The following is a 23,617-nucleotide window of genomic DNA, read 5'->3' on the forward strand; positions in this document are numbered from 1 at the left end:
TCCCTCGGTTTTCTCACTTGAGGTACTTTGAGGGAGTGCAGCGACAGTATTACTCTCTCGACGAAGTGGCCGATCTGCTCGGACTCCATGTCCGGACGGTCCGCGGCTACGTACGCGACGGCCGGCTGAAGGCCACCCAGGTCGGCCGCCGGTACCGGGTCACCCGCACCGACCTGGAGGAGTTCACCGGCACCCCGCGGACCGGGGCGCCGCACGCCGAGGCCTCGGTCATCGTCCAGGTCGACGGGGTCGGACCGCAGGAGGCGATGCGGCTGTCCAACACCGTCGTCGCGAGCGCGGGCGGCCGCAGGGACGGCGGACGGCTGCGGGTGGAGAGCGTGTACGACGAGGAGCGCGCCGCGCTGAAGATCATCGTCCTCGGCGGGCTCGCGGATGCCGCCGAGGTGCTCAGGATCGTCGACACCCTGGTGGAGGACCCCCGATGACGGAAGAGCCGTTCACGCTGCGGGACATGGGAGGCGTTCCCGTCCTCGTCTGCGCCGCCGAAGGACCGCCGCTCGCCGACGAGCGTGCCGCGCTCGACCTGATCGGCGACGCCGGATACCGGGGCGCGCGCTGGGTCGCGGTCCCCGCCGGACGGTGCGGCGACGACTTCTTCCGGCTGCGCACACGGATCGCGGGCGACATCGTCCAGAAGTTCGCCAACTACCGCATGGGCCTGGCGATTCTCGGCGACATCCGGTCAAGAACCGAGGCCAGTACGGCACTTCACGACTTCGTCCGGGAGAGCAACCGCGGCGGCCAGCTCTGGTTCCTGCCCGACGAGGACGCGCTGGCGGCGCGCCTCGTAGAGTCGGGGCCGTGACCTCACACGACACGTCCGATCCGCACCTGTCCATGCTCACCGGTGCGCAGGCCGACCGCCTGCGCGCCCTCGTCGCCGGTCATCTGCACGTCCGTACCGGCGCGCACCCCACGATGACCGGCGACGCGGCCGAGTCCGAGGGACACCGCCACCCGCTGACGAACCTGGGCCGGCGCTGCCGGGTCGCGCCCGAGGCGGAGTGGCCCGCGATGGTCGAGGCGTTCTTCACCGACCTGGCGGAGGCGTCCCGAGGGGGCGAGAGCGCCGAGGAGCTGCTGGCGCGGACGTGCCTGCGACTCGTGCCGCCGGACGCGATGCCCACCGGTCCGGACGACGGATTCACGTATCTGAGGAGCGTCGCCGAGGGGCTGAGCCTCGCCCTCGCCCTCGACGCACCCACCTCCGTGCGGCTGCTCACCGACGCCGATGTGCGGCGGGCCGGCGCCGACGCGCTGTGGGCCGCGGCCGAGCGCAACCTCGTCCGCGAACCGATGCGGCTCGAGGAGGTACGGCTCGACGGCCACCCCGTCCTGTACTCCGTGTACGGGGACTCGCCGTTCGTCTCCACCAAGGCACTGATCCTGCCCGAACTGGTCGCCGAGGCCACCGGGAAGCGGATGCCGGAGGCGGGCGCGCTCGTCGTCGTCCCGACCCGTCATCTGCTCGCGTTCCACCCGATCGTCGACGGCACCGCGGCCGACGCCGTCGACGACCTGGCCACGTACGCCGTCAAGGCCCACGAGGACGGCCCGGGATCGCTCTCGCCGTACGTCTACTGGTGGCACGACGGGCGCCTCACCCCGCTCACCGTCGTCTCCGACGAGGACCGCACCCTCGCCCAGCGGCCGCCGCGGGAACTCCTCGACGTGCTGCGGGGCCTGCGCGGACTCGACCGGGCCGGACGGCTCGTCACCTCCGCGCCCGACGCCCGGGTGGCGGAACTGACGGCATCCACCGCGGAGTTGATCATCGAGGCCGCCGCCGACGCGGACCGGCTGCCCGAGGCCTTCGACGCCGCCGTCACCCTCGCCCACGCGCACGCGGCAGACGACCCGGACGCGGACCGGGCGGAGACCTGGGACGCCTGGGTGAGCGCGCTGCAGCTCGGCACCGCCCTGTTCACCACGACCGACGAGGTCACGGTCCGGCTCGGCGAGCGGGAGCTGACGGTGCCCGCCACCGGCCCCGAGGTGCGCGGGGACGCCCGCGCCTGGCTCGACGTGTTCTGGCTGACGCTGGTGACCCGGGAGCGCGAGCGCACGGAGCGGCTCTGCCAGGTGGACCCCGACGCGCTGCGCGACGAGCGGACGCCGGTCGACGACCACGTCCTGCACTTCGCCGGCACCCTGCGCTCCTACTGGCTGCGCCGCCCCGTCGACGAGGTCGTCGAGAAGCTGGCCGCCGCGATGGACGCCTCGCACCCCAAGACGGGCACGCTCGCGCCGAAGGACTTCGTCAACGCCGTCGACTACCAGCCCATCGGCCTCTTCCACCGGCTGCTCACCCAGGAGGACGAGAAGTTCACCGAGCTGCTCGCCGGGGCGCTGGAGGAGCACCGCGGCTACTGGGCCGGGTCCTGCGCGCCCCGCTCGCGGATCGCGCTCGGCCCGCTGGCGCTGGCCTGTCTCGCGTACGACGGGGAGCTTCCCGTGAGCACGGACCAGCCGTTCCTGCCGCGCCGTCTGCTCGACCGGGGACGTCTCGAAGCGATCCCCGACTCGCTCGCCCGGGGCTGAGGGCAGCCGTCTGAACCGGGGGTGCGATGGTGGCCGATGCTCCGGCCCGCACCCCCGTCGCGCTGTACGTGGCTCCACGCGGGGAGCGCTAGGCCGAGACCAGCATCCGTGCCCGGCGGGCGTCGGTGAGGGCTTCGGGGGTGAGAACAGGCCGCGGCACGACGATGCCGCAGCGGGTGCAGACGGGGCCCGACGACGGCTCGTGCGCCAGGTCGTGCATCCAGACGAGCCCGCTGCCCGCACAGACCGGGCAGCTCTCGCCCGGGTCGCGCTCCAGAGCGGCGATCAGCCGGCGGAGAACCTCGGCCAGCGCTCCGCCGGGATGCACCGACGGGTCGTCGCACCAGGCGACTCCGAAGCCGCCCCAGGTCAGCCGGTGCCAGTCGTCCACCGTGCCCGGGCGGCGCAGCCCGTCGTGCTTCTCCTTGCGCCTGCGCTCCGCGAAGGCGACTTCGTACGCGAGCCAGACCGCCCGCGCCTCTTCCAGCTCCTCCAGCGCCGCGACCAGCCGGGCCGGGTCGGGGGAGCGGTCCTCGGGTCCGAAACCGGCCCGTGAACACAGGTGGTCCCAGGTCGCCCGGTGCCCGTAGGGGGCGAATCTCTCAAGGCACTTGCGCAGTGAGTAACGCCGCAGTGCCAGATCGTTGCGCGGATCGCGCACCTGTCTTGCCAGACTCCGGAATCCAGCCATCGCCCTGCACCTCCGTCACACGTACGTCGGCGTCGCCGCAGCAGTGGAGCGACGTCGCCGAGTAGACGTACCGACACACGATTCGGATCCCTTCAAGGGCCGCCGATTCCCATTCGATTTCCGATGGGGTCCATCACCGGCACCTTGTGAGGCCGGGGACTTGCTGAGTGATCCCTGTGATGATTCCGAAAACGTGACGCATGTTCATCTTCTGTCGTTGGCTAACCGCCGGTAACCTCCGGCACACCCATCGTCGGGAGGACCAGGCATGCGACGACGCATTCCACGCACCACCCTGAACAGAGTGCCCAGCAGGACCCGCGGTCCTCTGCGGAGAGTTACGGCCGCCGCGGCTCTCCTGCTCACCGCGGGACTGCTTTCCCCACTGACGACCTCGGCGGCGAGTGCCGCCGATGAGCCCGTCCCGGTCACCGATTACTGCAAGGGGCAGTGCTCGGACATACTGCCGCCCGGGGCGAACGGCAGCGCGACGCTTGCCGAGATCCTCGGGAACAAGCTGTTCGGCACACAGCCCCAGCATGCGGACGATCAGCTCGGTCCCTATGACGCGCTCTCGTCCGGCTACCCGTCGCTCACGGACGACACACTCGCGAACTTCTTCAACGACTCCTCCTTCGGTGTACCGGCCGATCAGGTCGCCTCCGTCACGCGGCCGCGCGACGACGTGACCATCACCCGTGACAAGAAGAACGGCGTACCCCACATCAAAGGTTCCACGCGCTACGGAACCGAGTTCGGCGCCGGTTTCGCCGCAGGTCAGGACCGCCTGTGGCTGATCGACCTGTTCCGGCACATCGGCCGCGGCGAGCTGACGTCCTTCGCGGGCGGCGCGCTGGCGAACCAGGGACTGGAACAGGAGTTCTGGCCCCAGGCCCCCTACACCGAGGACGATCTTCAGAAGCAGGTCGACTTCATCAAGGCCCAGGGCACCCGCGGGCAGCAGGCCATGGACGACGCGCAGGCCTACATCGACGGCCTCAACGCCTACCGGGTCAAGTCGAAGAACGGCCGCTACTTCCCGGGTGAGTACGTACTCACCGGCAAGGTCGACGCGATCACCAACATCGGCGAGATCCAGCCGTTCAAGGTGACCGACATGATCGCGCTCGCCTCGGTGGTCGGCGGTCTCTTCGGCAACGGCGGCGGGGGAGAGGTCGGCCAGGCCCTCTCGCTGATGCAGGCGCAGGAGAAGTACGGCGTCCAGAAGGGCACCGAGGTCTGGGAGTCCTTCCGCGGCCGCGACGACCCCGAGGCCGTCAGCACCATCCACGACGGCACCAGCTTCCCCTACGGCCAGAAACCGGCGAACGCGCGCGGCCAGGCCCTGCCCGACAAGGGATCCGTTCAGACGGAACAGGTCGTCTACGACCGCACCGGCTCGGCCGCCACGGCGTCCGCCAAGTCCGGCGACAGCATCGCCAAGGACCCGGTGAAGGCGGCGAAGAACCTCAAGCCGCTCCAGGGCATGTACGACGACGGGGTGCTCCCCGCCGATCTGTTCGCCGGCAACGACTCCGGCACCAGGAAGGGCATGTCGAACGCCCTGCTCGTCTCCGGCGCCCACACCGCGTCCGGCCACCCGGTCGCCGTCTTCGGCCCGCAGACCGGCTACTTCGCGCCCCAGCTGCTGATGATGCAGGAGCTCCAGGGCCCCGGCATCAGCGCGCGCGGCGTCTCCTTCGCCGGGGTCGGCATGTACATCCAGCTCGGCCGCGGCCAGGACTACTCCTGGTCGGCGACCTCCGCCGGACAGGACATCACGGACACCTACGCGGTCCAGCTGTGCGAGGCCGACGGCTCCACGCCCACCAAGCAGTCGACGTCGTACCTCTACCACGGCACCTGCACGTCGATGGACAAGCTGGAGAAGAAGAACTCCTGGAAGCCGACGGTGGCCGACTCCACGGCGGCCGGCTCCTACCGCCTCCAGGTCTTCCGTACGAAGTACGGCGTCGTCACGCACCGCGCGACGGTCGGCGGCAAGCCCGTCGCGTACACCGCGCTGCGCTCCACCTACCGGCACGAGGCCGACTCGATCATCGGCTTCCAGATGCTCAACGACCCGTCCTACGTCAAGGACGCCGCGAGCTTCGAGAAGGCGGCGCAGCACATCAGCTACGCCTTCAACTGGTTCTACGCCGACTCGCGCGACATCGCGTACTACAACAGCGGCAGCAACCCCGTGCGCGCGGCCGACGTCGACGGCTCGCTGCCCGTGAAGGCCGAACCGGCCTACGAGTGGAAGGACTTCGACCCGGCGGACAACACCGCCGCGTACACGCCGCCGGACCAGCACCCGAACTCCGTGAACCAGGACTACTACGTCTCCTGGAACAACAAGCAGGCCAAGGGCTTCGGGGCCGCCAACTTCAGCCTCGGCGCCGTGCACCGCGCCGACCTGCTGAACGGCCGGGTGAAGAAGCTCACCGAGCAGGGCGGGGTCACCCGCGCCTCGCTGACCCAGGCCATGGAGGAGGCGGCGGTCACCGATCTGCGCGGCGAGCAGGTGCTGCCGGAGATCCTCAAGGTGATCCGCAGCAAGCCGGTCGACGACCCCCAGCAGGCGAAGGCCGTGCAGCAGCTGGAGGCCTGGCAGAAGGCGGGCGCGCAGCGCAACCAGACGTCCGCCGGGTCCAAGACGTACGCGCATCCGGACGCCGTACGGATCATGGACGCGTGGTGGCCGCTCCTGGTGGAGGCCGAGTTCAAGCCCGGGCTCGGCGACGACCTCTACCAGGCGCTGACCGCCGAACTGACCGTGGACGAGGCGCCGTCCGCCGGGCACGGACCGACGGGCTCGCACGCCGGGTCCTCGTTCCAGTACGGCTGGTGGGGCTATATCGACAAGGATCTGCGGTCGGTGCTCGGGCAGCCGGTGCAGGGGAAGCTGGGCGCGCAGTACTGCGGCGCCGGTGACCTCTCCGCCTGCCGGGACGCGCTCCTGAAGACCCTGGCGACGGCCGCGGCCAAGCCGGCCACCGAGGTCTACCCCGGTGACGACAACTGCAAGGCCGGGGACCAGTGGTGCGCCGACACCATCGTCCACCGGGCGCTCGGCGGGATCACGCACCGCTCGATGCAGTGGCAGAACCGGCCTACGTACCAGCAGGTCGTGGAGTTCCCGGCACACCGGTAGCCGTCGGGGGCGCGGGGCTCGCCCCGCGCCCCTCACGGGGCGATCCGGCCCGCCCCCAGGACCACGCGGGCCAGCTCCGGATGGCAGATGTCGCTGTGGGCGCCCGACGGGGGAGGTCCCTTGCGGACCACCTGGGAGGCGTCCACGCTCACGCACCCCGACTCCGGCACCCCGGCCCCCAGCACCTCGGCCAGGGAGCGGCGCACCGACCCGTTCACCTCCATGATCCCGTCGTGGCCCAGGGCGCCCCAGCGCAGGCCGAGATCGATGGCGCCGCGGTCGTCCCCCGAGAGGCGCGAGGCCAGCGGGTACAGCACGCCCAGCGCCGTGTCGAAGCGCGAGTAGCAGCCCACCAGCGGGCCGTCGACGCGCGCCTGCCGCCCGGCCAGCGAGCCGCGCCGCGCGAACGAGTAGTGCGAGAACGCGCCCTGGAGCAGGGTCACCGACTTCACGTTCCGTGCCTGCGCGGGCAGCCCGGCCAGGGCGAACGACACGAGCCGGGCGCCGAAGCTGTGCCCGACCAGGTGCACGCGCACCCCGGGCGCCTCGGCGGCGAGCCGCCCGAGCGCCGGCCCGAGCCCCTTCTGCCCGACCGTCCCCGCCCGCCGCTTCATGGCGAAGTACGTGGCCTGGCGCAGGAGTTCATGAGCGCCGTGCCAGACCTTGGCCAGACCGCCGGGCAGTGTGAAGGTGGGGACGTCCCCGGCCGTCTCCGCCAGCGCCTCGGCGAACTCCCGGCAGGTGTCCCGGGTGTCCCGCTGGAACATGGCGAGCGCACTGTGCGCCGACAGTTCCGGCACCGTGTCGGCGGCGATCCCGTCCGTCCGCACCCCCGTCAACTGCCTTACCAGACCGCCGAACTCGTCGAACGCGTCCGGCGGCTGCGCGTCGAGGAGTCCGGCCAGCCGGTCGATGACGGGCTCGTGCCCGGGGAAGACCGCGCCGAGCGCCCGCCGGGTCTCCTGATCGAGGGCCGACCGCGGTACGGCGGGGCCCGCCGCGGCCGCCGCGGGGGCGAAGTCCGGGATCAGCTCGTCCGTGAAGCGCATCGAGGGCCAGAGCACGCCCGCGTACCCGAGGTGCGCGCCGGGTGCGAGGGAGGGGAACGGCGCGAAGAAGCGGTCGTAGAGCCGGGACGCGGTGTCGTGGTCGTTGTTCCAGCCGTGCGCGAGGAGGACCAGGTCCCGCACCCCGCGCTCGCGCACCCCGCGCAGCAGGGCGTCCCGCTGTCCGGGATCCGGGTCCCCGGCGGCGTCGAACGTCAGCTCCCAGTAGGGCCGTACGTGTACTTCCGGTGCAGCCATGGCCAACCCCCGTGGCAGTGGTCCGTGCGGTGTGCCGCATCGTCCCGCCGGTCACGGGGGTTGGCCATACACCCCGTCGAAGTCGCTTCGGTTCAGGTGAGTTCGCGCTCCCGGGTCTCCGGCAGCGCCAGGACGCACAGCAGCGAGACGACGGCCATCGCGCTCACGTACCAGCCCACCGACGCCGAGCCGAAGGAGCCCTGCAGCCGCGTCGCCACCAGCGGGGCCACCGCACCGCCGAGCACCCCGCCCAGGTTGTACGCGAACGAGGCGCCGGAGTAGCGCACCCGCACCCCGAACAGCTCCGGGAGATAGGCGCCCATCGGGCCGTACACCACGCCCATGCAGAACAGCGCCCCGCCGAGCGCGAGCGCGATGAGCACCGGCTGCTCGGAGTCCATCAGCGGGAACAGGACCAGGCCCCACACGATCGCGATCCCGGAGCCGATCAGCACCGTCCTGCGCCGGCCGCCCGCGTCCGAGCGGGTCGCCGCCAGCCAGGTGCCGCCGGCCAGGAACAGACAGGCCACGAGCTGGGTCGTGAGCATCGTGCCGCGCGGGACGCCGAGCGTCTTGGTGCCGTACGCGAGACAGTACGTGGTGGCCGTGTAGAAGAGCCCGTACGCGATGATCATGCCGCCCGCGCCGAGCAGGATCTCCTTCGGATGCCGCTTGAACACCTCGAACGCCGGTGCCCTGCTGGCCTCCTGCTGGTCCATCACCTTCTGGAAGACCGGCGTCTCACTGATCTTCAGACGGACGAACAGGCCGACCGCGACGAGCAGGAAGGAGAGCAGGAACGGCACCCGCCAGCCCCACGACGTGAACGCGTCGTCGGACAGCGTCTCCGACAGCAGCCAGAAGATTCCGGTGGCCGCGAAGAAGCCGACGGACGGGCCGAGTTGGGGGAACGCGGCGAACAGGCCGCGCTTGCCGCGCGGTGCGTGCTCCACCGCGAGCAGCGCCGCCCCTCCCCACTCGCCGCCGAGCCCGACGCCCTGGAGGAAGCGCAGCAGGACGAGCAGGACCGGCGCCCACACGCCGAGAGTGGAGTAGCCGGGCAGCAGGCCCACGCACGCCGTGGACAGGCCCATCAGCGGCAGCGACGCCACGAGCACCGACTTGCGGCCGACGCGGTCGCCGAAGTGGCCGAAGACCAGCGAGCCCAGCGGGCGGGCGGCGAACGCGACGGCGTACGTCGAGAAGGAGGCGAGGGTTCCGTTCAGATCGGAGAGGTTCGGGAAGAACGCGTCGTTGAGGACGAGCGCGGCGGCCGTTCCGTAGACGTAGAAGTCGTAGAACTCGATGGCCGTACCGATGAAACTGGCCACCGCGACGCGGCGCAGGCTCTCCGGTGGTGAGGCCTGCGCCGCGTCCGCCGACGTCGCGTCTTCCCTGGTCGAGTCGTCTTTGAGCACGGGTCGACTCTGATTGTCCGTGTACGGTCCAGTCAATATTCTGGGACGCTTGTCCCGGATTCCGAGACGAGAGGTGTGGCCGGGGCTACTTGTACGTGAGGTACTTGCGGCGTACGTCCCTGAACGCGGCCAGTTCCTTGCGCCAGGCCGCGACCACCTCGTCCGCCGAGGCCCCCGCGTCGATCATCGTGCGGACCTGGGTGGACCCGGTGAGCTTGTCGATCCAGTTGTCGGAGCGCCAGGCGAAGTCCTTCCAGGCCTTCTTCGCGGTGACGAGGAGCGCGATGCCCGTGCGCACCGGGTCGAAGGACTCCCGGTCGTCGACGTGCAGCTGCACCCCGCCGATGGTCTTTCCCTGGAACTTGGAGAACGTCGGCGCGAAGTACGCCTCCCTGAAGTGCACGCCGGGCAGGGCGAGTCCGTTCGCGGCCGCGGCCCACGACCGGTCGATGCCCTCGGCGCCGAGCAGTTCGAAGGGCCGGGTCGTGCCGCGGCCCTCGGACAGGTTCGTGCCCTCGAACAGGCAGGTGCCCGCGTACACCAGGGCGGTGTCGGGCGTCGGCATGTTGGGGCTGGGCGGCACCCACGGCAGACCGGACGCGTCGTAGAAGTCGCCGCGCCGCCAGCCGCTCATCGTGACCGTGGCCAGCTCGACGGGGTGCGTCAGGTACTCGCCGTTGAACAGCCGGGCCAGCTCGGTGACGGTCATGCCGTGCGCCTGCGAGATCTCGCGGCGGCCGACGAACGTCGCGAACTCCTTGTGCAGCACCGGCCCGTAGGCGTTCCGGCCCGTCATGGGGTTCGGCCGGTCGAGGACCACGAACCGCTTGCCCGCGAGCTGCGCCGCCTCCATGCAGTCGTACAGCGTCCAGATGTACGTGTAGAAGCGGGCGCCCACGTCCTGGATGTCGAAGACGATCGTGTCCACGCCGGACGCCGTGAAGACGTCCGCGAGCGCCTGGCCGCTCTTCAAGTACGTGTCGTACACCGGGAGTCCGGTCGCCGGGTCGTCGTAGCGCCCCTCCGAGCCGCCCGCCTGCGCGGTGCCGCGGAAGCCGTGCTCGGGGCCGAACACCGCCTTCAGGTCGACGCGTGCGTCGTCGTGCATCACGTCCACGATGTGCTGGACGTCGCGGGTGACGCCGGTCGGGTTGGTGACGACACCGACCTTCTCGCCGTCGAGGAGCCGGTAGCCGTCCGCCTCCAGCCGCTCGAAGCCCGTGCGCAGGGGGCGGCCCCCGCCGCTCCGCCCGGCGGCCTGGGCCGGTCCGGCGGCACCGACGCCGGCGGCGCCCGCCGCCCCCGCGCCCGCCGCGAGCAGCAGCCGTCTCGACATGTTCATGCGGGAACCTCCGTGATCATCGGAACTGGCATGGCCATGCACGCTAGCCCGTGGGCGGCTCCCGGGGAACGAACCCCGGGAACGAACCTCGGCGGATCGCCAGGTCCGAACCCCTTCCACCGCTCCATACCGACTGGTTAGTCTGCTGGGGCGACGGGCCGTTCTCGCCCTGCCGAGACCGCGCCGGAGTCGCACCGGAAGTCGTGCCGAAAGGCGTGCCGCAAGTCGTGCCGAAGTCGTGTCGAAGGAGACCGATGGTGGAGAGTCTGCAAGGCCAGTCAGTCGTCGTCACGGGGGCGGGCGGCGGTATCGGCGCCGCGCTCGCCCGCCGGTTCGCGGACGCGGGCGCGCGGGTCGTCGTCAACGACCTGGACGCGGCCAAGGCCGCGGCCGTCGCCGAGGAGATCGGCGCGACGGCCGTGCCCGGAGACGCCTCCACCGTCGTCGAGCAGGCCCGCGACGCCCTCGGCGGCACCGTCGACGTCTACTGCGCCAACGCGGGCCTGGCCTCCGGCGGCACCGAGGCCGCGCCCGAGGAGGTGTGGGCCGCGGCCTGGGACGTCAACGTCATGGCGCACGTCCGCGCCGCCCACGCCCTGCTGCCCGACTGGCTGGAGCGGGGCACCGGCCGCTTCGTCTCGACGGTCTCCGCCGCCGGACTGCTCAGCATGGTCGGGGCGGCCCCGTACAGCGTCACCAAGCACGGCGCGTACGCCTTCGCCGAATGGCTCTCGCTCACCTACCGCCACCGCGGCCTCAAGGTCCACGCGATCTGCCCGCAGGGCGTGCGCACCGACATGCTCACCGCCTCCGGATCCGCCGGGGACCTGGTCCTCGCCCCGACCGCCATCGAACCGGCGGACGTCGCCGACGCGCTCTTCGCGGGCATGGCCGAGGACCGCTTCCTGATCCTGCCGCACCCGGAGGTCGCCGAGTACTACACGGCCCGCGCCGCCGTCCCCGACCGCTGGCTCACGAACATGAACCACATCCAGCAGAAGTGGGAGGCCGCCCGGTGAGCCCCTCGATCTATGCGGCGCAGCCCTGGCTCGGCGTCCTCAACGACGCGCAGAAGGCCCCCGTCACCCCGGCCGCCTCCGTCGCGCACGCCTTCGCCGCCGCGGTCCGCCGCGCCCCCGACGCCACCGCCCTCGCCTACTTCGACGGCCGCCTGACCTACGCCGAGGTGGACGCCCTGTCCGACTCGGTGGCCGGGCACCTCGCCGAGCGCGGCCTGGCCAAGGGCGACCGCGTCGCGGTCATGCTGCAGAACTCGCCGCACTTCGTGCTCGCGCTGCTCGGCGCGTTCAAGGCCGGTGCCGTCGTGGTCCCGGTCAACCCGATGTACAAGTCGGGCGAGGTCGGCCACGTCCTGCACGACGCCGAGGTCGCCGGGCTCGTCTGCACGGACCGCGCCTGGGAGGCGTATCTGCGCGAGACCGCCGCGGACTCACCGGTCCGGATCGTGCTGACCGCCTGCGAACTCGACCTCCAGACGCGCAACGACCAGCGGGTTCTCAACTTCGAGCGGGTCACCCCGGCCGCCACGGACGCCGACGACCTCCTCGCCGTCGCCCGCGCGGGCCACGAGGCGCCCGCCGGCCGCGAACCGTCCGGCGACGACATCGCGCTGATCAGCTACACCTCCGGGACCAGCGGCACCCCGAAGGGCGCCACCAACCTGCACCGCAACATCACGTACAACGCGGAGCGCCAGCGCACCGGCCTCGGCCTGCCCGAGGGCGCCACCTACTTCGCGCTCGCGCCGCTCTTCCACATCACCGGCATGGTGTGCGAGCTGGTGGCCTCCTTCGCCAACGCGGGCACCCTCGCCCTCGCCTACCGCTTCGAGCCGGGCGTGGTCCTCGACGCGTTCGCGGAGCACCGGCCCGCGTACACCGTCGGCCCCTCCACGGCTTTCATGGCGCTTGCCGCCCAGCCGCAGGCCACCCGCGAGCACTTCGCGTCGTTCTCCTCGATCTCGTCGGGCGGCGCCCCGGTGCCGCCCGCCCTGGTGGAGAAGTTCCGCGCCGCCTTCGGCCCGTACATCCACAACGGCTACGGCCTCACCGAGTGCACCGCGCCCTGCGCGTCCGTGCCGCCCGGCACCGAGGCGCCGGTCGACCCGGTCTCCGGCACCCTCGCGGTCGGCGTCCCGGGCCCCGACTCGGTCGTCCGCATCCTCGACGACCTCGGCGACGAGGTGCCCTTCGGCGAGCAGGGCGAGATCGCGGTCCGCGGCCCGCAGGTCGTGCCGGGGTACTGGCGCCGCCCCGAAGCCACCGAAGAGGGCTTCCCCGGCGGGGAGCTGCGCACCGGCGACATCGGCTTCATGGACGCGAACGGCTGGCTGTACGTCGTCGACCGCAAGAAGGACATGATCAACGCGTCCGGCTTCAAGGTGTGGCCGCGCGAGGTCGAGGACGTCCTCTACACCCACCCCGGGGTCCGGGAGGCGGCCGTCGTCGGCATCCCCGACGCCTACCGCGGCGAGAGCGTCAAGGCGTACGTCAGTCTGCGCCCCGGCGCGGAGGCGACCCCCGAGGAGCTGGCCGCCTACTGCAAGGAGCGGCTCGCGGCGTACAAATATCCCCGCGAGGTGGAGGTCCTGCGCGAGCTGCCCAAGACGGCAAGTGGGAAGATCCTCCGACGGGAGCTGCGTGCTCCCGCAAGCCACGGACAGTAGACAGCGAAAGGCAGGTGGCGGCAGTGCCCAGGACGACGACGGGCGGCGACGGCACACCCGTTCCGCAGCGCCTCCTCGCGGCCGCCACCCGGCTCTTCGCCGAGCAGGGCTACGACCGCACCTCGGTCCAGGAGATCGTGGAGGCCGCGGGCGTCACCAAGGGCGCCCTCTACCACTACTTCGGTTCCAAGGACGATCTGCTGCACGAGGTGTACGCGCGGCTGCTCCGCCTCCAGCAGGACCGGCTCGACGCCTTCGCCGACCGGGACGAGCCGGTCGAGCAGCGGCTGCGCGAGGCGGCGGCCGACGTCGTCGTCACCACGATCGAGAACCTCGACGACGCGGCCATCTTCTTCCGCTCCATGCACCACCTCAGCCCCGAGAAGAACAAGCAGGTACGGGCCGAGCGGCGCCGCTACCACGAGCGGTTCAGGGCGCTGATCGAAGAGGGCCAGCGGACCGGCGTCTTCGCCCCGGAGACCTCGGCGGACCTGGTGGTGGACTACCACTTCGGCTCGGTCCACCACCTCTCCACCTGGTACCGGCCCGACGGCCCGCTCACCCCGCAGCAGCTCGCGGACCAGCTGGCGGAGCTGCTGCTGCGGGCGCTGCGGCCGTAAGCCTGCGCAGCAGCGCCCCGGCCGCCGGATTGCGCGGCCGGGGCGCCCGCCCCGCCAGCACCACGGTCCGCCCGGGCTCGGGCTGCCGGATGGAGACGCACGGCAGCCCGGCGTCCTCCCCGATCCGCCTCACAGGTGATGCGCCGGTCGAGTCCGCGGTGCGCGGCGAGCCTGCGCACCGCGGACTCCAGACCCGTACCGGCCTTGAACTCGATGAACGGCTCGTCCGCCAGATCCGCCACCGGGGCCTCCCGCACCGAGACCTGGATCCCCGGGAACTCCCGGTGGAATCCGGCCAGTTCGGCCGCGAGGTCCACACAGGTCCGCGAGCGCCTGCCGCGCCTGCGGCAGCAGCGCCCGGCCGGCCTCGAGCCCTGCGCGTGCGCTGCTTCCTGCGGCGCTTGGCTCTGACGGACCATGTGGTGGGCGGCGGCTACTGACCTTCGTCCGCAGGCCGGTGGGGGCTTCTCGCGCAGTTCCCCGCGCCCCTGAAGCGAGCTTCGCTCGCCCAGGGGAGGCTGCGCGCAGCGCAGCCTTAAGGGGCGCGGGGAACTGCGCGACCAGCCACAGATCACCCGCGCCCGACGACGAGACCTAGGCGAACCGCTTCAACTCCCGCCGGGCCAGCGACCGCTGGTGCACCTCGTCCGGACCGTCGGCCAGGCGCAGCGTCCGCGCCCCCGCCCACAGCTCCGCGAGCGGGTAGTCCTGCGACACCCCGCCGGCGCCGTACAGCTGCACCGCCTTGTCGATGATGTCGACCACGGTCCGCGGGGTCGCGATCTTGATGGACTGGATCTCGGTGTGCGCCCCGCGATTGCCCACGGTGTCCATCAGCCAGGCCGTCTTCAGCACCAGCAGCCGCAGCTGCTCGACGGCCACCCGCGCGTCCGCGATCCACCCCTGCACCACGCCCTGCTGGGCGAGCGGCTTGCCGAACGCGGTGCGGGCCACGGCCCGCTGGCACATCAGGTCGATGGCGCGCTCGGCCATGCCGATCAGCCGCATGCAGTGGTGGATGCGGCCCGGGCCGAGCCGCGCCTGGGCGATGCCGAAGCCACCGCCCTCCTCGCCGATCAGATTGCTCACCGGCACCCGGGCCTGATCGAAGATCACCTCGGCGTGCCCGCCGTGCCAGTGGTCCTCGTACCCGTAGACGGTCATGGCCCGCCGCACCTCGACCCCGGGGGTGTCGCGCGGCACCAGCACCATCGACTGCTGGCGGCGGATGTCCGGGCCGTCGGGGTCGGTCTTGCCCATGACGATGAAGATCTTGCAGTTCGGGTTCATGGCGCCCGAGATGTAGAACTTCCGGCCCGTGATGACGTAGTCGCCCGATCCGTCGGAGGAGCGCTCGATCCGGGTCGTGATGTTCGTGGCGTCGGAGGAGGCGACCTCCGGCTCGGTCATCGCGAACGCCGAGCGGATCTCCCCGGCGAGCAGCGGCTCCAGCCACTGCTTCTTCTGCGCGTCGTCACCGAACTGGGCGAGCACCTCCATGTTCCCGGTGTCGGGAGCCGCGCAGTTCAGCGCGGTCGGCGCCAACTGCGGGCTGCGGCCGGTGATCTCGGCCAGCGGCGCGTACTGGAGGTTGGTGAGTCCGGCGCCGTGCTCGGCATCGGGAAGGAAGAGATTCCACAGGCCCTGCCGACGTGCCTCGGCCTTCAGGTCCTCGACCACGGCCGGGGTCTCCCACGGCGAGCCGAGCGCGGCGCGCTGCTCGGCGGCGACCGCCTCGGCCGGGTGCACGTGCTCGTCCATGAACGCGAGGAGCTTGCCGCGCAGCTCCTCGGTACGGGCGTCGAATGCGAAGTCCATGATGCGCGTCAGCCTTTCTGGAGGGTGTCGGTGCCGTGCTCGATGAAGACCGGGACCAGCTCGCCGATCCGGTCGAACCCGGCGCCGACCGTCTGACCGAGCGTGTAGCGGTAGTGGATGCCCTCGAGGATCACGGCGAGCTTGAACCAGGCGAACGCCGTGTACCAGGAGACCGCGGACACGTCGCGCCCCGAGCGCGCGGCGTACCGCTCGATCAGCTCGGCCGGGGCCGGGTGCCCGGCGGCCGACGCCGTCGTGGAGATGGGGGAGTCGGGCAGTTCGAGCCGGGCGCTGTACATCGCCAGCAGGCCCAGGTCGGTCAGCGGATCGCCGAGCGTCGACATCTCCCAGTCGAGGACGGCCTTGATCCGGTCGACGCCGTCGGCATCCTGCCGGACCAGGACGTTGTCCAGCCGGTAGTCGCCGTGCACGATCGTCGCGGCGGGGGAGTCGGGCAGCGAGCGCCCGAGGGCCGCGTGCAGCTCGTCGATGCCGGCCAGCTCCCGGTTGCGGGAGGCGTCCAGCTGCTTGCCCCAGCGGCGCAGCTGACGGTCGAGGAAGCCGTCGGGCCGCCCGAAGTCGCCGAGACCGGCCGCGGCCGGGTCCACGGCGTGCAGATCGACCAGGGTGTCGACGAGCCCGAGCACGGCGGCGCGGGTCCGCTCGGCGCCGAGCGGGGCCAGCTGCTCGGCGGTCCGGTAGGGCGTCCCGTCGACGAACTCCATCACGTAGAACGGCGCCCCGACGACGCTGTCGTCCTCGCACAGCAGCAGTGCCTCGGGCACCGGTACCGGGGTGTCGTGCAGTGCGGCGATGACCCGGTGCTCGCGCTTCATGTCGTGCGCGGTGGCCAGGACGTGCCCGAGCGGCGGCCTGCGGACCACCCACCTCGACGTCCCGTCGCTCACCTCGTACGTGAGATTGGACCGCCCGCCCTCGATGAGCCGCCCGGACAGCGGCCCGACGACCAGGCCGGGCCGCTCGCGATCGAGGTGGGCGCGCAGCTGGTCGAGATCGAGACCTGGTGGGTGACTCATCGTGGTCCTCCGAGAATCCGGGACGGGTGCGACTCATCATGCCGACCAGTCGGTATGTCGTCCAGTGGCTGACGGAAAAGTGATCGTTCCAACCCTGGCCCACGGTGCCCTGTCCGCCCGGACGCGCGAAAGGGCCCGGCGGTGATTGCCGGGCCCTTTCGCCGGATTCCGTCCGGGGCGGGGTGGGTCAGTGATCGTCCCAGTGGCCGTCGTGCTCCGCGTGCCGGTGGCCGTCGTGGACGTAGTCGACATGGTCCCCGTGCGGCACGGCCTCGTGCCCGCAGTCCTCGCCGTGCCGGTGCTCGTGCCGCTGGTGCGCGACGTGCCCGCGCGGCTCGCACTCGTCCCAGTGACCGTCGTGCTCGGCGTGCAGGTGGCCGTCGTGCGCGTAGTCGACGTGGTCGCCGTGCGGTACCGCCCGGTGGCCGCAGGCGGGGCCGTGGGCGTGGGCGTGGACGGGGTGCTCCTGATGGAGGCTGGTCATGATGCTCACCTTCGCTCGCGTCGTCCACTCAGGCTAGTCCGAATTGCCGGAAAGGTGGCTTTGTGCGGGGCGGGTCGCGCCGTGTCCGGTCGCACGGTTCCCCGTGCTCCTGGGGTGCGTCCTTCCGCGGCCACAAGATTTTCCGCGGGCCGTGTAAAGGAATCGGGTGGTGCGCTGCCTCTCAAGGGGCGTACGGCCGCTGCCTCGTCCCGAGGCGCTGGGCCGCAGACTCGAGGAGGTCCAGTGGAGATGACGGGTACGGGCACGGCCGTGTTCCTGATCGTGTTCTTCGCGCCGGCGCTGAGCAAGGTGCTGACGAGCATCGCGTTCCGCAACCGGGCGGCGGGCAGGGCCGAGATAATCCGTGCGAAGCGCGACGGGCGGACGCCGCGGCGGCGTCGGCCGGGAAAGCGGGGGCGGCGTGGCTGACCGGAACAGGCCGCGGTCGCGGCACGCGGAGGAGCTGGCGGCGCTCGTCGAGGAGCGGTACGGCCAGATGGTCGGAGCCGCGGCCAAACGGCTGCGCAGGGGCGACGTGCCGCAGACGTCGGCAGATCCCGAGGACGTCGTGCAGAACGCGCTCAAGGCCGTGCTGTCCTACGACAAGCCGATCGGCAACATGCCCGCGTTCTTCTACGGCTGCCTGGGCAACGAGGTCAGACAGGCGGCGCGGCGCCACTACGCGGGGCGGGGGTACGCCTCCCTCGACGCGGACGTGCGGGCGGAGGACGAGCCGAAGGTGGAGCCGATCGCCCGAGCCGAGATGCGGCACCTCATCGACCAGGCGCTGGACGGACTCCCGCGTCAGCAGCAGAAGGCGCTGCTGCTGACGCGGGAGATGGGGTTCACCCAGGAAGAGGCGGCCCGGATCATGGGGACGGCCACCGGGACGGTCGGCGTCCACACCCACAGGGCGATCAAAACGCTGACCGTGGCACTGGCCGGGCTTGCCGTGGCGCTGGTCACCTGGGTCACCACCGGGCTGGCGAGCGGGACACGCAGGGTTCTTCCGGGCTCCGGCGGCTTCGGACACGCCTCCAGGGGGTTCACGGTCACGCTCGGCCTCACCGGCCTGATCACGATCGCCGCGGTCTGGCTGGCGCTGGCGGTCTTTCTGCCGCGGCGCAGGTACGGCCGGTCGTTCCGGCCGCCGACCGCTCAGGGGCGACGCGCGGCGGGAGCGGCTCCCTCGTCCTCGCCTCCCCCGCCCGGCGGCGATGCCGGTCACCGGGCCGGGGGCGGGGGAGATCTCGGTCCCGGTGTTCCGATCCAGACGCCTCTCGACAGGGACGACTACTAGCCGACCACTGGTCGGATGTCCGCCGGGTCCGGCCACCGGCCCCCGACCCGGCGGGTCACACCACCAGAGCCACCGCGAAGACGGCCAGTGCCACCGTGCACAGGGCCGCCGTCACGGCCCCCCGCACCGACATCACCGGCGGCGCCGCCTCGTTCAGGGCCAGGCCGGTGATCCGGCGGTGGGCCACGGACAGGAAGGCCAGCCAGACCAGGAGCACCAGGGCGGCGGCCGTCCACTCGATCACCCCGGCGGCGCCGTGCAGCACGGTCTTGACGGCGAGCACGGCCGCCACGGTGCACGACAGCGTGGTGCGCCGCCAGGCGAGCCGGGTCCGGGCCGGCTGCAACCCGGGATCACGCCGAGCACCGGCCGCCATGCCTCAGCCCTCCCAGCCCACGAGCACCACCACGACCATGGCCACGGCGACCAGCGCCACGACCACGCTCAGCACGGCGGGGAACCGGGACGCCGGCAGGTCCTCGCCCCGCCGCATGGCCCGCTCGCACCGCACCCAGTGGCTCACGGCCCGCAGCGAGCACAGCACCCCGGAGGCGAGCAGCGCCAGCGCGAGACCCACCCGCCAGCCCCAGCGCAGATCGGGCAGGAACTGGTCCACCGCGAATCCGCCGCCGATCAGCGCGAGCGCCGTCCGTACCCAGGCGAGAAAGGTCCGCTCGTTGGCGAGCGAGAAGCGGTAGTCGGGCGTTTCACCCTCGTTCCTGATCCGCTCGGGCGTGAACCAGAGGCGGATGTTGCGCACGAAATCGATCACTGGCAGGACACTACCTCCGGGTCACCGGTGTGCCCTCCACCGGTCGAAGGCGACCAGCCCGTCCGGCGTCCACGCCCACTCGCCCAGCCGCCGCTCAAGCTCGTCGAGGCTCAGGAAGGCGTACCAGTCGACCTCCTCGGCCTGCGGCCGCACCGGAAGGTCGAAGGTGACCTCGTACACGGCCGACCACCAGGAACCCCGCGCGCCGTCACCCTCGTACAGGAACCGGAACAGCGGGGTCGGCTGCGGCAGCCCGCTGACACCCAGTTCCTCCTCGGCCTCGCGCAGCGCGGCCTCGTCGTAGCTCTCGCCCGTGCCGACGACACCGCCGACGAACATGTCGTACATCCCGGGGAAGACCATTTTCGTCGCGGTGCGCCGGTGCACGAACACCTCGCCCGCCGGGTTCCGCGCCAGGACGAACGCGCACCGGTGCCGCAGCCCGCGCGCGTAGGCGTCCCCGCGCGGCGCCTGCCCCACCACCCGGTCCTGTTCGTCGACGATGTCGAGGATCTCTTCGGCCGGAGTCGCGGGAGGAGTCATACGGGCAGGCTACTGCGGGGTGCCGACCCGCTCCCGGGCGGTCGGCACGGCCCCCGGCATGGCCGGATGCAGCCCCAGCAGCACCACGCCCACCACGATCCCGGCCAGCCCGGCCGCCTCCCAGGCCAGCGCTCCGGTGTCGGTGCGCAGCCGGTCCCCGAGGAAGCCCACCCCGCACACGATCCCGGCCAGCGGCTGCGCGGCGGTCAGCGCGGGCAGCGACATCCGCAGCGGCGCCGTCTCGAACGCGCTCTGTACGAGGACCAGCCCCGTCACCCCGAGAGCGATCACCGCGTACGGCTGCCAGCCGGCGAACACCGCCGCGAGCCCCCCGGCCGAGAACCGCTGCCCGCTCACCCGGGTGAGCGCGTCCTGCACCCCGTACAGCAGCCCGGCGGCCACCGCGAGCAGCGCCGGACCCGCGCTCAGCCGCGACCGTTTCGCGAGCGTGGCCAGCAGCAGGGCCACGCCGACCATCACGCCGATGATCAGCCAGTGCCGCAGCGGTTCCGTCACCGCGCTGCCGCCCCGCGGCTGCCCGGCCACGATGAACGCGGTGACCCCGCCCGCCAGCAGCACCAGGCCCGCCCAGCCCTGCCGGCCGAGCGGCTGTCTGGTCTGCCGGCGCGACAGCATCAGCGCGAACAGCAGATTGGTCGCGAGCAGCGGCTCCACCAGGGTCACCTCGCCCTGCCCGAGCGCGATCGCGCCCAGCGCCATGCCGCACACCATCAGCCCTATGCCGCCGAGCCAGCGCGGCACCCGGACGAGGTCGAGGAGCAGGCGCGGGGAGAGGAAGTCCCCCAGCGGGGCGTGCGCCGCCGCGTTCTGCTGGAGGACGAAACCGATGCCCAGGCAGAACGCCGCGCTCACGGCGAGGACGAGGACGAGGACCGACACGCTGCGCACCTCTACGGCTGGAAGAGCAGGGGTGGGTATGCGCCGACCATAGCGCCCCGCGGCGCCCCGCGCCCCACGGGAGCACGCCCTGCCGTGCCCGGACGCCGGACGTCTGTACTCGTGTAACCAGGGCAACGTCCGCCCTGACAAGGCATGTTGAAGATGCAATAACCGCAACTCGCCTACTTGATAGGCGAGTTGGTGAACTCCGTCACCCGATCTCCCTTGACGTGGAGTACCCGCTACCGCTTTGCTGTCCGTGATCATTGACCTGGCCGCGCAGCGTCGCGCGGAGCCGAAGAGATCTGCCGAGATCCGCAGAGCCGTAGAGGAACCGTCGCGGTGCCCCCACCCCCGCCTCCGCTCGGGCGCTCCCGCAGGAAGCCCGGGCACCCCGCGGGCTTCGGCGACCCCGCACTCGACGACCATGACCTCGTGGCCGCCCGCACCGCCCTCGCCCAGGGCCGCTGGACCGAGGCCCGCGCACTGCTCGCCGCCACCGGCGACGACTGGGACCGCCGCGGCCACCGGATGATGGTGCTCGCCCGGGAGGCCACGACGAGCGCCTGGGCGGGCGACTGGCGGCTCGTCGAACCCGAGTCCACGGACGCCCCCGTGCTGCTCGCCCTGGCCACCGTGCACCGCGCCGTCGCCGGGAAGACCCGCCCCGACCGGGCCCGCGACGCCTGTCTCGACGCGGCCGCACTGGTCCCCGACGACCCCACTCCCTGGCTCGGCCTGCTCCACCTGGAGCGGGAGGTCGGGCGCGAAGAGGACGTCGTACGGCTCTTCGACGAGGTGCGCCACCGGCATCCCGTGCACCACCACGCCCACCACCTGATGGTCGCCCGGCTCGCCGAGCGGCGCCCCGAGGCCGGCCAGGACCCGCTCCACGAGGTGTACGACTTCGCCGCCTGGGCCGCGGAACAGGCCCCGCCCGGCTCGCCGCTCGCCGTGGTCCCGGTCGTCGCGCACGCCGAGCGGTTCCGGGTGCTCGCGACGGCGGGCGCGGTGCCCGGCGACCCGAAGCGCTCCGGGCACTGGGCCGGGCGGCGCGCCCGCCTCGTCATGAAGGCCGCCTTCGACTGGTGGCTGGAGTGGGGCGACCCGTACGACCGGGCCGGTGTCGTGCACCCGCGCGGCCGGATCGACCTGAACTTCCTCGCCCACGCCAAGTACTGCGAGGGCCGGCCGGCCGAGGCGGCCGCCCTGTTCCACCGCATCGGACCGCACGTCACGGAAGCCCCGTGGTCGTACGGCGACCAGGAACCGTACGCGGCGTTCCGTGCCGCACACGACGCCGCGCTCGGCGCGGTCTAGCGAGAAGCAGACAGCGAACAAGCAGGCAGCAAGCAGGCAAGGCAAGCCCCCAGACGGCCAGCATCCATCGGAAGGGACGCCCCCGCGATGACCACGGGCAGTTCGAGAACCACCGACACCGCGCCGGAGCCCGGCATAGCGACGTATCTGGGAGAGGAGAGCGCGCTGCGGGCCGGACGGCTCGGCACGGCGGGCCTGCTGCTCTCCGTGCTCGCCGCGACGGCGCCGCTCATGGTGGTGGCCGGCGTCATGCCGACCACGTTCGCCGTGGTCGGCGCGGTCGGACAGCCGCTGCTCTTCCTCGTGCTCGGCGTCGTCCTCGCGCTGTTCAGCGTCGGCTACGCGGAGATGAGCCGGCACGTGCACAACGCCGGCGCGTTCTACGCGTACATCACCCGCGGTCTCGGCCCGACCGCCGGATCCGCGGCGGCGCTGGTCGCCCTCCTCGCGTACAGCTCCTTCCAGGTCGGCATCTTCGGGATCTTCGGCTTCGAGGTGTCCGGCCTGGCCCAGGAACACCTCGACCTGCAGATCGCCTGGTGGATCCCGGCGCTGGTGGCCGTCGCCGTGGTCGCCGTGTGCGGACTGCTGAAGATCGACATCAACGCGCGGGTGCTCGGCGTGCTGCTCCTCATCGAGGTCGCCCTCGTGGTGATCTTCGACATCGCGGCCCTCGGCGACCCGGGCAAGGAGGGCGTCTCCCTGCACGCCTTCAACCCCGACACGCTCTCCGGCGTCGGTGTCGGCACCGCCCTGTGCTTCTGCATCGCCGCGTTCGCGGGCTTCGAGCAGGCGCCGGTCTACGCGGAGGAGACCAGCCGCCCGCACATCCTCGTGCCGCGCGTGATGTACCTCGCGGTGGGCGGCGTCGCCGTGTTCTTCGCGATCAGCTCCTGGGCGCTCACGGTCGCCACCGGCCCCTCGGGCATCGTCGACCAGTCCCGGAAGCAGTCGGCGGGCCTGCTCTTCGCCCTCACCGAGGACCGGCTCGGCGCCACCTTCACGGACGTCGTGCACGTCCTGTTCATCACGGGCATGTTCGCGGCGATGCTCAGCTTCCACAACGTCGTCGCCCGGTACGCGTTCGCCATGGGCCGCGAAGGGCTGCTGCCCGCCGTCTTCGGCCGCACCCACAGCGCGAGCGGCGCGCCCGGCGCGGGCTCGGTGCTGCAGACGGTGATCGCGGCGCTCGTCGTCGTGGCCTTCGCCGTCACCGACTCCGGCGCCGCGGGCGACCCGACGGCGCCGGTCCTGCGCCTGTTCACCTGGGGCGGCAACGTGGGCGCCCTCGGCGTCATCCTGCTCATGGCCGTCGCGTCGATCGCGGTCATCGTCTTCTTCGTCCGGCGCGGGGCCGCGGCCGCCCAGGCCTGGCGACTGGCCGCCTCCGCGGTGTCGGGCGTCGCCCTGCTGGTCATCGCGGGCTACACGGTCAAGGACTTCGACGTCCTGGTGGGCTCCGGCCCCGACTCGTCCCTGAACTGGCTGCTCCCCGCCCTGATCCTCCTGGCCGCCCTGGCCGGCGTGGCCCACAGCCTGATCCTCCGCCGCCGCAATCCGGCGGCCCACGCCCGCATCGGCCTGGGCAACGAGGCCTTCCAGCTGGAGAAGAAGAGCACCTCGTAGAGCGCGAAGCCGCTGCCTCAGGGGGTGCGGGGAACCG

At 72.0% G+C, this 23,617-nt stretch carries 22 protein-coding genes; 11 read left to right on the forward strand and 11 right to left on the reverse strand.

Going from position 1 to position 23,617, the window contains the following annotated elements; genetic code table 11:
- Positions 1–35 precede the first annotated feature (35 nt).
- The 3 genes from ABT127_RS07720 to ABT127_RS07730 are packed head-to-tail and all read left to right on the forward strand — an operon-like array spanning position 36 to position 2,562.
- The gene (locus tag ABT127_RS07720) at positions 36–446 is read left to right on the forward strand and encodes a helix-turn-helix domain-containing protein (RefSeq protein WP_351445676.1); all 411 of its coding nucleotides are present in this window, start codon (positions 36–38) and stop codon (positions 444–446) included.
- Positions 443–826, forward strand: a complete 384-nt coding sequence (locus ABT127_RS07725) for a DUF4180 domain-containing protein (RefSeq protein WP_351445678.1) — start codon at positions 443–445, stop codon at positions 824–826. Before ABT127_RS07720 ends, ABT127_RS07725 begins: the two co-directional genes overlap by 4 nt.
- The gene (locus tag ABT127_RS07730; RefSeq protein ID WP_351445680.1) at positions 823–2,562 is read left to right on the forward strand and encodes an Imm49 family immunity protein; all 1,740 of its coding nucleotides are present in this window, start codon (positions 823–825) and stop codon (positions 2,560–2,562) included. The genes ABT127_RS07725 and ABT127_RS07730 overlap by 4 nt, the downstream gene beginning before the upstream one ends.
- A gap of 88 nt (positions 2,563–2,650) precedes the next feature.
- Here the strand turns inward: ABT127_RS07730 and ABT127_RS07735 are convergent, their stop codons facing one another.
- A complete protein-coding gene (locus tag ABT127_RS07735; protein WP_351445682.1) occupies positions 2,651–3,253 on the reverse strand; it encodes a hypothetical protein in 603 nt (200 codons plus the stop codon).
- A 268-nt stretch (positions 3,254–3,521) separates the two neighbouring features.
- Between ABT127_RS07735 and ABT127_RS07740 the strand changes: the two genes are divergently transcribed.
- Positions 3,522–6,410 (forward strand): penicillin acylase family protein, encoded by a 2,889-nt coding sequence (locus ABT127_RS07740; protein WP_351445684.1) that lies wholly within the window; start codon positions 3,522–3,524, stop codon positions 6,408–6,410.
- A gap of 32 nt (positions 6,411–6,442) precedes the next feature.
- Here ABT127_RS07740 and ABT127_RS07745 read toward each other — a convergent pair whose 3' ends face one another.
- The 3 genes from ABT127_RS07745 to ABT127_RS07755 all read right to left on the reverse strand — a co-directional run bounded on the left by ABT127_RS07745 (position 6,443) and on the right by ABT127_RS07755 (position 10,474).
- Positions 6,443–7,714 carry a serine-threonine protein kinase gene (locus ABT127_RS07745; protein WP_351445686.1) on the reverse strand — a complete coding sequence of 424 codons (1,272 nt, stop codon included), beginning with the start codon at positions 7,712–7,714 and terminating at the stop codon, positions 6,443–6,445.
- 92 nt (positions 7,715–7,806) lie between these two features.
- The gene (locus tag ABT127_RS07750) at positions 7,807–9,060 is read right to left on the reverse strand and encodes an MFS transporter (protein WP_351446232.1); all 1,254 of its coding nucleotides are present in this window, start codon (positions 9,058–9,060) and stop codon (positions 7,807–7,809) included.
- 157 nt (positions 9,061–9,217) lie between these two features.
- Positions 9,218–10,474, reverse strand: coding sequence for an exo-beta-N-acetylmuramidase NamZ family protein (locus ABT127_RS07755; protein WP_351445688.1), 1,257 nt, complete (start codon positions 10,472–10,474; stop codon positions 9,218–9,220).
- Between the two features lie 254 nt (positions 10,475–10,728).
- Here ABT127_RS07755 and ABT127_RS07760 point away from each other — a divergent pair, with 254 nt between their 5' ends.
- From ABT127_RS07760 to ABT127_RS07770, 3 genes are read left to right on the forward strand one after another with little or no spacing between them, the layout of a single operon-like run.
- Complete coding sequence (locus tag ABT127_RS07760) at positions 10,729–11,493, forward strand: SDR family oxidoreductase (RefSeq protein ID WP_351445690.1); 765 nt, start codon at positions 10,729–10,731, stop codon at positions 11,491–11,493.
- On the forward strand, positions 11,490–13,160 hold the full coding sequence (locus ABT127_RS07765; RefSeq protein WP_351445692.1) for a class I adenylate-forming enzyme family protein: 1,671 nt from the start codon (positions 11,490–11,492) through the stop codon (positions 13,158–13,160). Before ABT127_RS07760 ends, ABT127_RS07765 begins: the two co-directional genes overlap by 4 nt.
- Positions 13,161–13,183: 23 nt before the next feature.
- Positions 13,184–13,780 carry a TetR/AcrR family transcriptional regulator gene (locus ABT127_RS07770; RefSeq protein ID WP_351445694.1) on the forward strand — a complete coding sequence of 199 codons (597 nt, stop codon included), beginning with the start codon at positions 13,184–13,186 and terminating at the stop codon, positions 13,778–13,780.
- Positions 13,781–14,374: 594 nt separating this feature from the next.
- On the opposite strand, the gene ABT127_RS07775 is transcribed toward ABT127_RS07770, so the two are convergent.
- The 3 genes from ABT127_RS07775 to ABT127_RS07785 form a co-directional block, all read right to left on the reverse strand.
- The gene (locus ABT127_RS07775) at positions 14,375–15,598 is read right to left on the reverse strand and encodes an acyl-CoA dehydrogenase family protein (RefSeq protein WP_351445696.1); all 1,224 of its coding nucleotides are present in this window, start codon (positions 15,596–15,598) and stop codon (positions 14,375–14,377) included.
- An 8-nt stretch (positions 15,599–15,606) separates the two neighbouring features.
- The gene (locus ABT127_RS07780; protein ID WP_351445698.1) at positions 15,607–16,635 is read right to left on the reverse strand and encodes a phosphotransferase family protein; all 1,029 of its coding nucleotides are present in this window, start codon (positions 16,633–16,635) and stop codon (positions 15,607–15,609) included.
- A gap of 187 nt (positions 16,636–16,822) precedes the next feature.
- A complete protein-coding gene (locus ABT127_RS07785) occupies positions 16,823–17,119 on the reverse strand; it encodes a hypothetical protein (protein ID WP_351445700.1) in 297 nt (98 codons plus the stop codon).
- Positions 17,120–17,368: 249 nt separating this feature from the next.
- On the opposite strand from ABT127_RS07785, the gene ABT127_RS07790 reads away from it, so the two are divergent.
- Both ABT127_RS07790 and ABT127_RS07795 read left to right on the forward strand, forming a co-directional pair.
- A complete protein-coding gene (locus tag ABT127_RS07790) occupies positions 17,369–17,548 on the forward strand; it encodes a hypothetical protein (RefSeq protein WP_351445702.1) in 180 nt (59 codons plus the stop codon).
- Positions 17,541–18,419, forward strand: coding sequence for a sigma-70 family RNA polymerase sigma factor (locus ABT127_RS07795; protein WP_351445704.1), 879 nt, complete (start codon positions 17,541–17,543; stop codon positions 18,417–18,419). The genes ABT127_RS07790 and ABT127_RS07795 overlap by 8 nt, the downstream gene beginning before the upstream one ends.
- A 55-nt stretch (positions 18,420–18,474) precedes the next feature.
- Here ABT127_RS07795 and ABT127_RS07800 read toward each other — a convergent pair whose 3' ends face one another.
- From ABT127_RS07800 to ABT127_RS07815, 4 genes are read right to left on the reverse strand one after another with little or no spacing between them, the layout of a single operon-like run.
- Positions 18,475–18,795: a DUF202 domain-containing protein gene (locus tag ABT127_RS07800; protein ID WP_351445706.1), complete on the reverse strand. Its 321-nt coding sequence runs from the start codon at positions 18,793–18,795 to the stop codon at positions 18,475–18,477.
- A 3-nt stretch (positions 18,796–18,798) separates the two neighbouring features.
- Positions 18,799–19,191: a YidH family protein gene (locus ABT127_RS07805; RefSeq protein WP_351445708.1), complete on the reverse strand. Its 393-nt coding sequence runs from the start codon at positions 19,189–19,191 to the stop codon at positions 18,799–18,801.
- A gap of 21 nt (positions 19,192–19,212) precedes the next feature.
- Positions 19,213–19,734, reverse strand: a complete 522-nt coding sequence (locus ABT127_RS07810) for an NUDIX hydrolase (RefSeq protein WP_351445710.1) — start codon at positions 19,732–19,734, stop codon at positions 19,213–19,215.
- 9 nt (positions 19,735–19,743) lie between these two features.
- Complete coding sequence (locus ABT127_RS07815; protein WP_351445711.1) at positions 19,744–20,634, reverse strand: DMT family transporter; 891 nt, start codon at positions 20,632–20,634, stop codon at positions 19,744–19,746.
- A gap of 342 nt (positions 20,635–20,976) precedes the next feature.
- Here ABT127_RS07815 and ABT127_RS07820 point away from each other — a divergent pair, with 342 nt between their 5' ends.
- Both ABT127_RS07820 and ABT127_RS07825 read left to right on the forward strand, forming a co-directional pair.
- Entirely contained in the window at positions 20,977–21,954 is a 978-nt protein-coding gene (locus ABT127_RS07820) for a hypothetical protein (protein ID WP_351445713.1), read from the forward strand.
- A gap of 87 nt (positions 21,955–22,041) precedes the next feature.
- Positions 22,042–23,580 carry an APC family permease gene (locus tag ABT127_RS07825; RefSeq protein WP_351445715.1) on the forward strand — a complete coding sequence of 513 codons (1,539 nt, stop codon included), beginning with the start codon at positions 22,042–22,044 and terminating at the stop codon, positions 23,578–23,580.
- Positions 23,581–23,617: the final 37 nt, after the last annotated feature.

The organism is Streptomyces sp. NPDC001904 (assembly GCF_040297005.1).
In the GTDB taxonomy this organism is placed as follows: domain Bacteria; phylum Actinomycetota; class Actinomycetes; order Streptomycetales; family Streptomycetaceae; genus Streptomyces.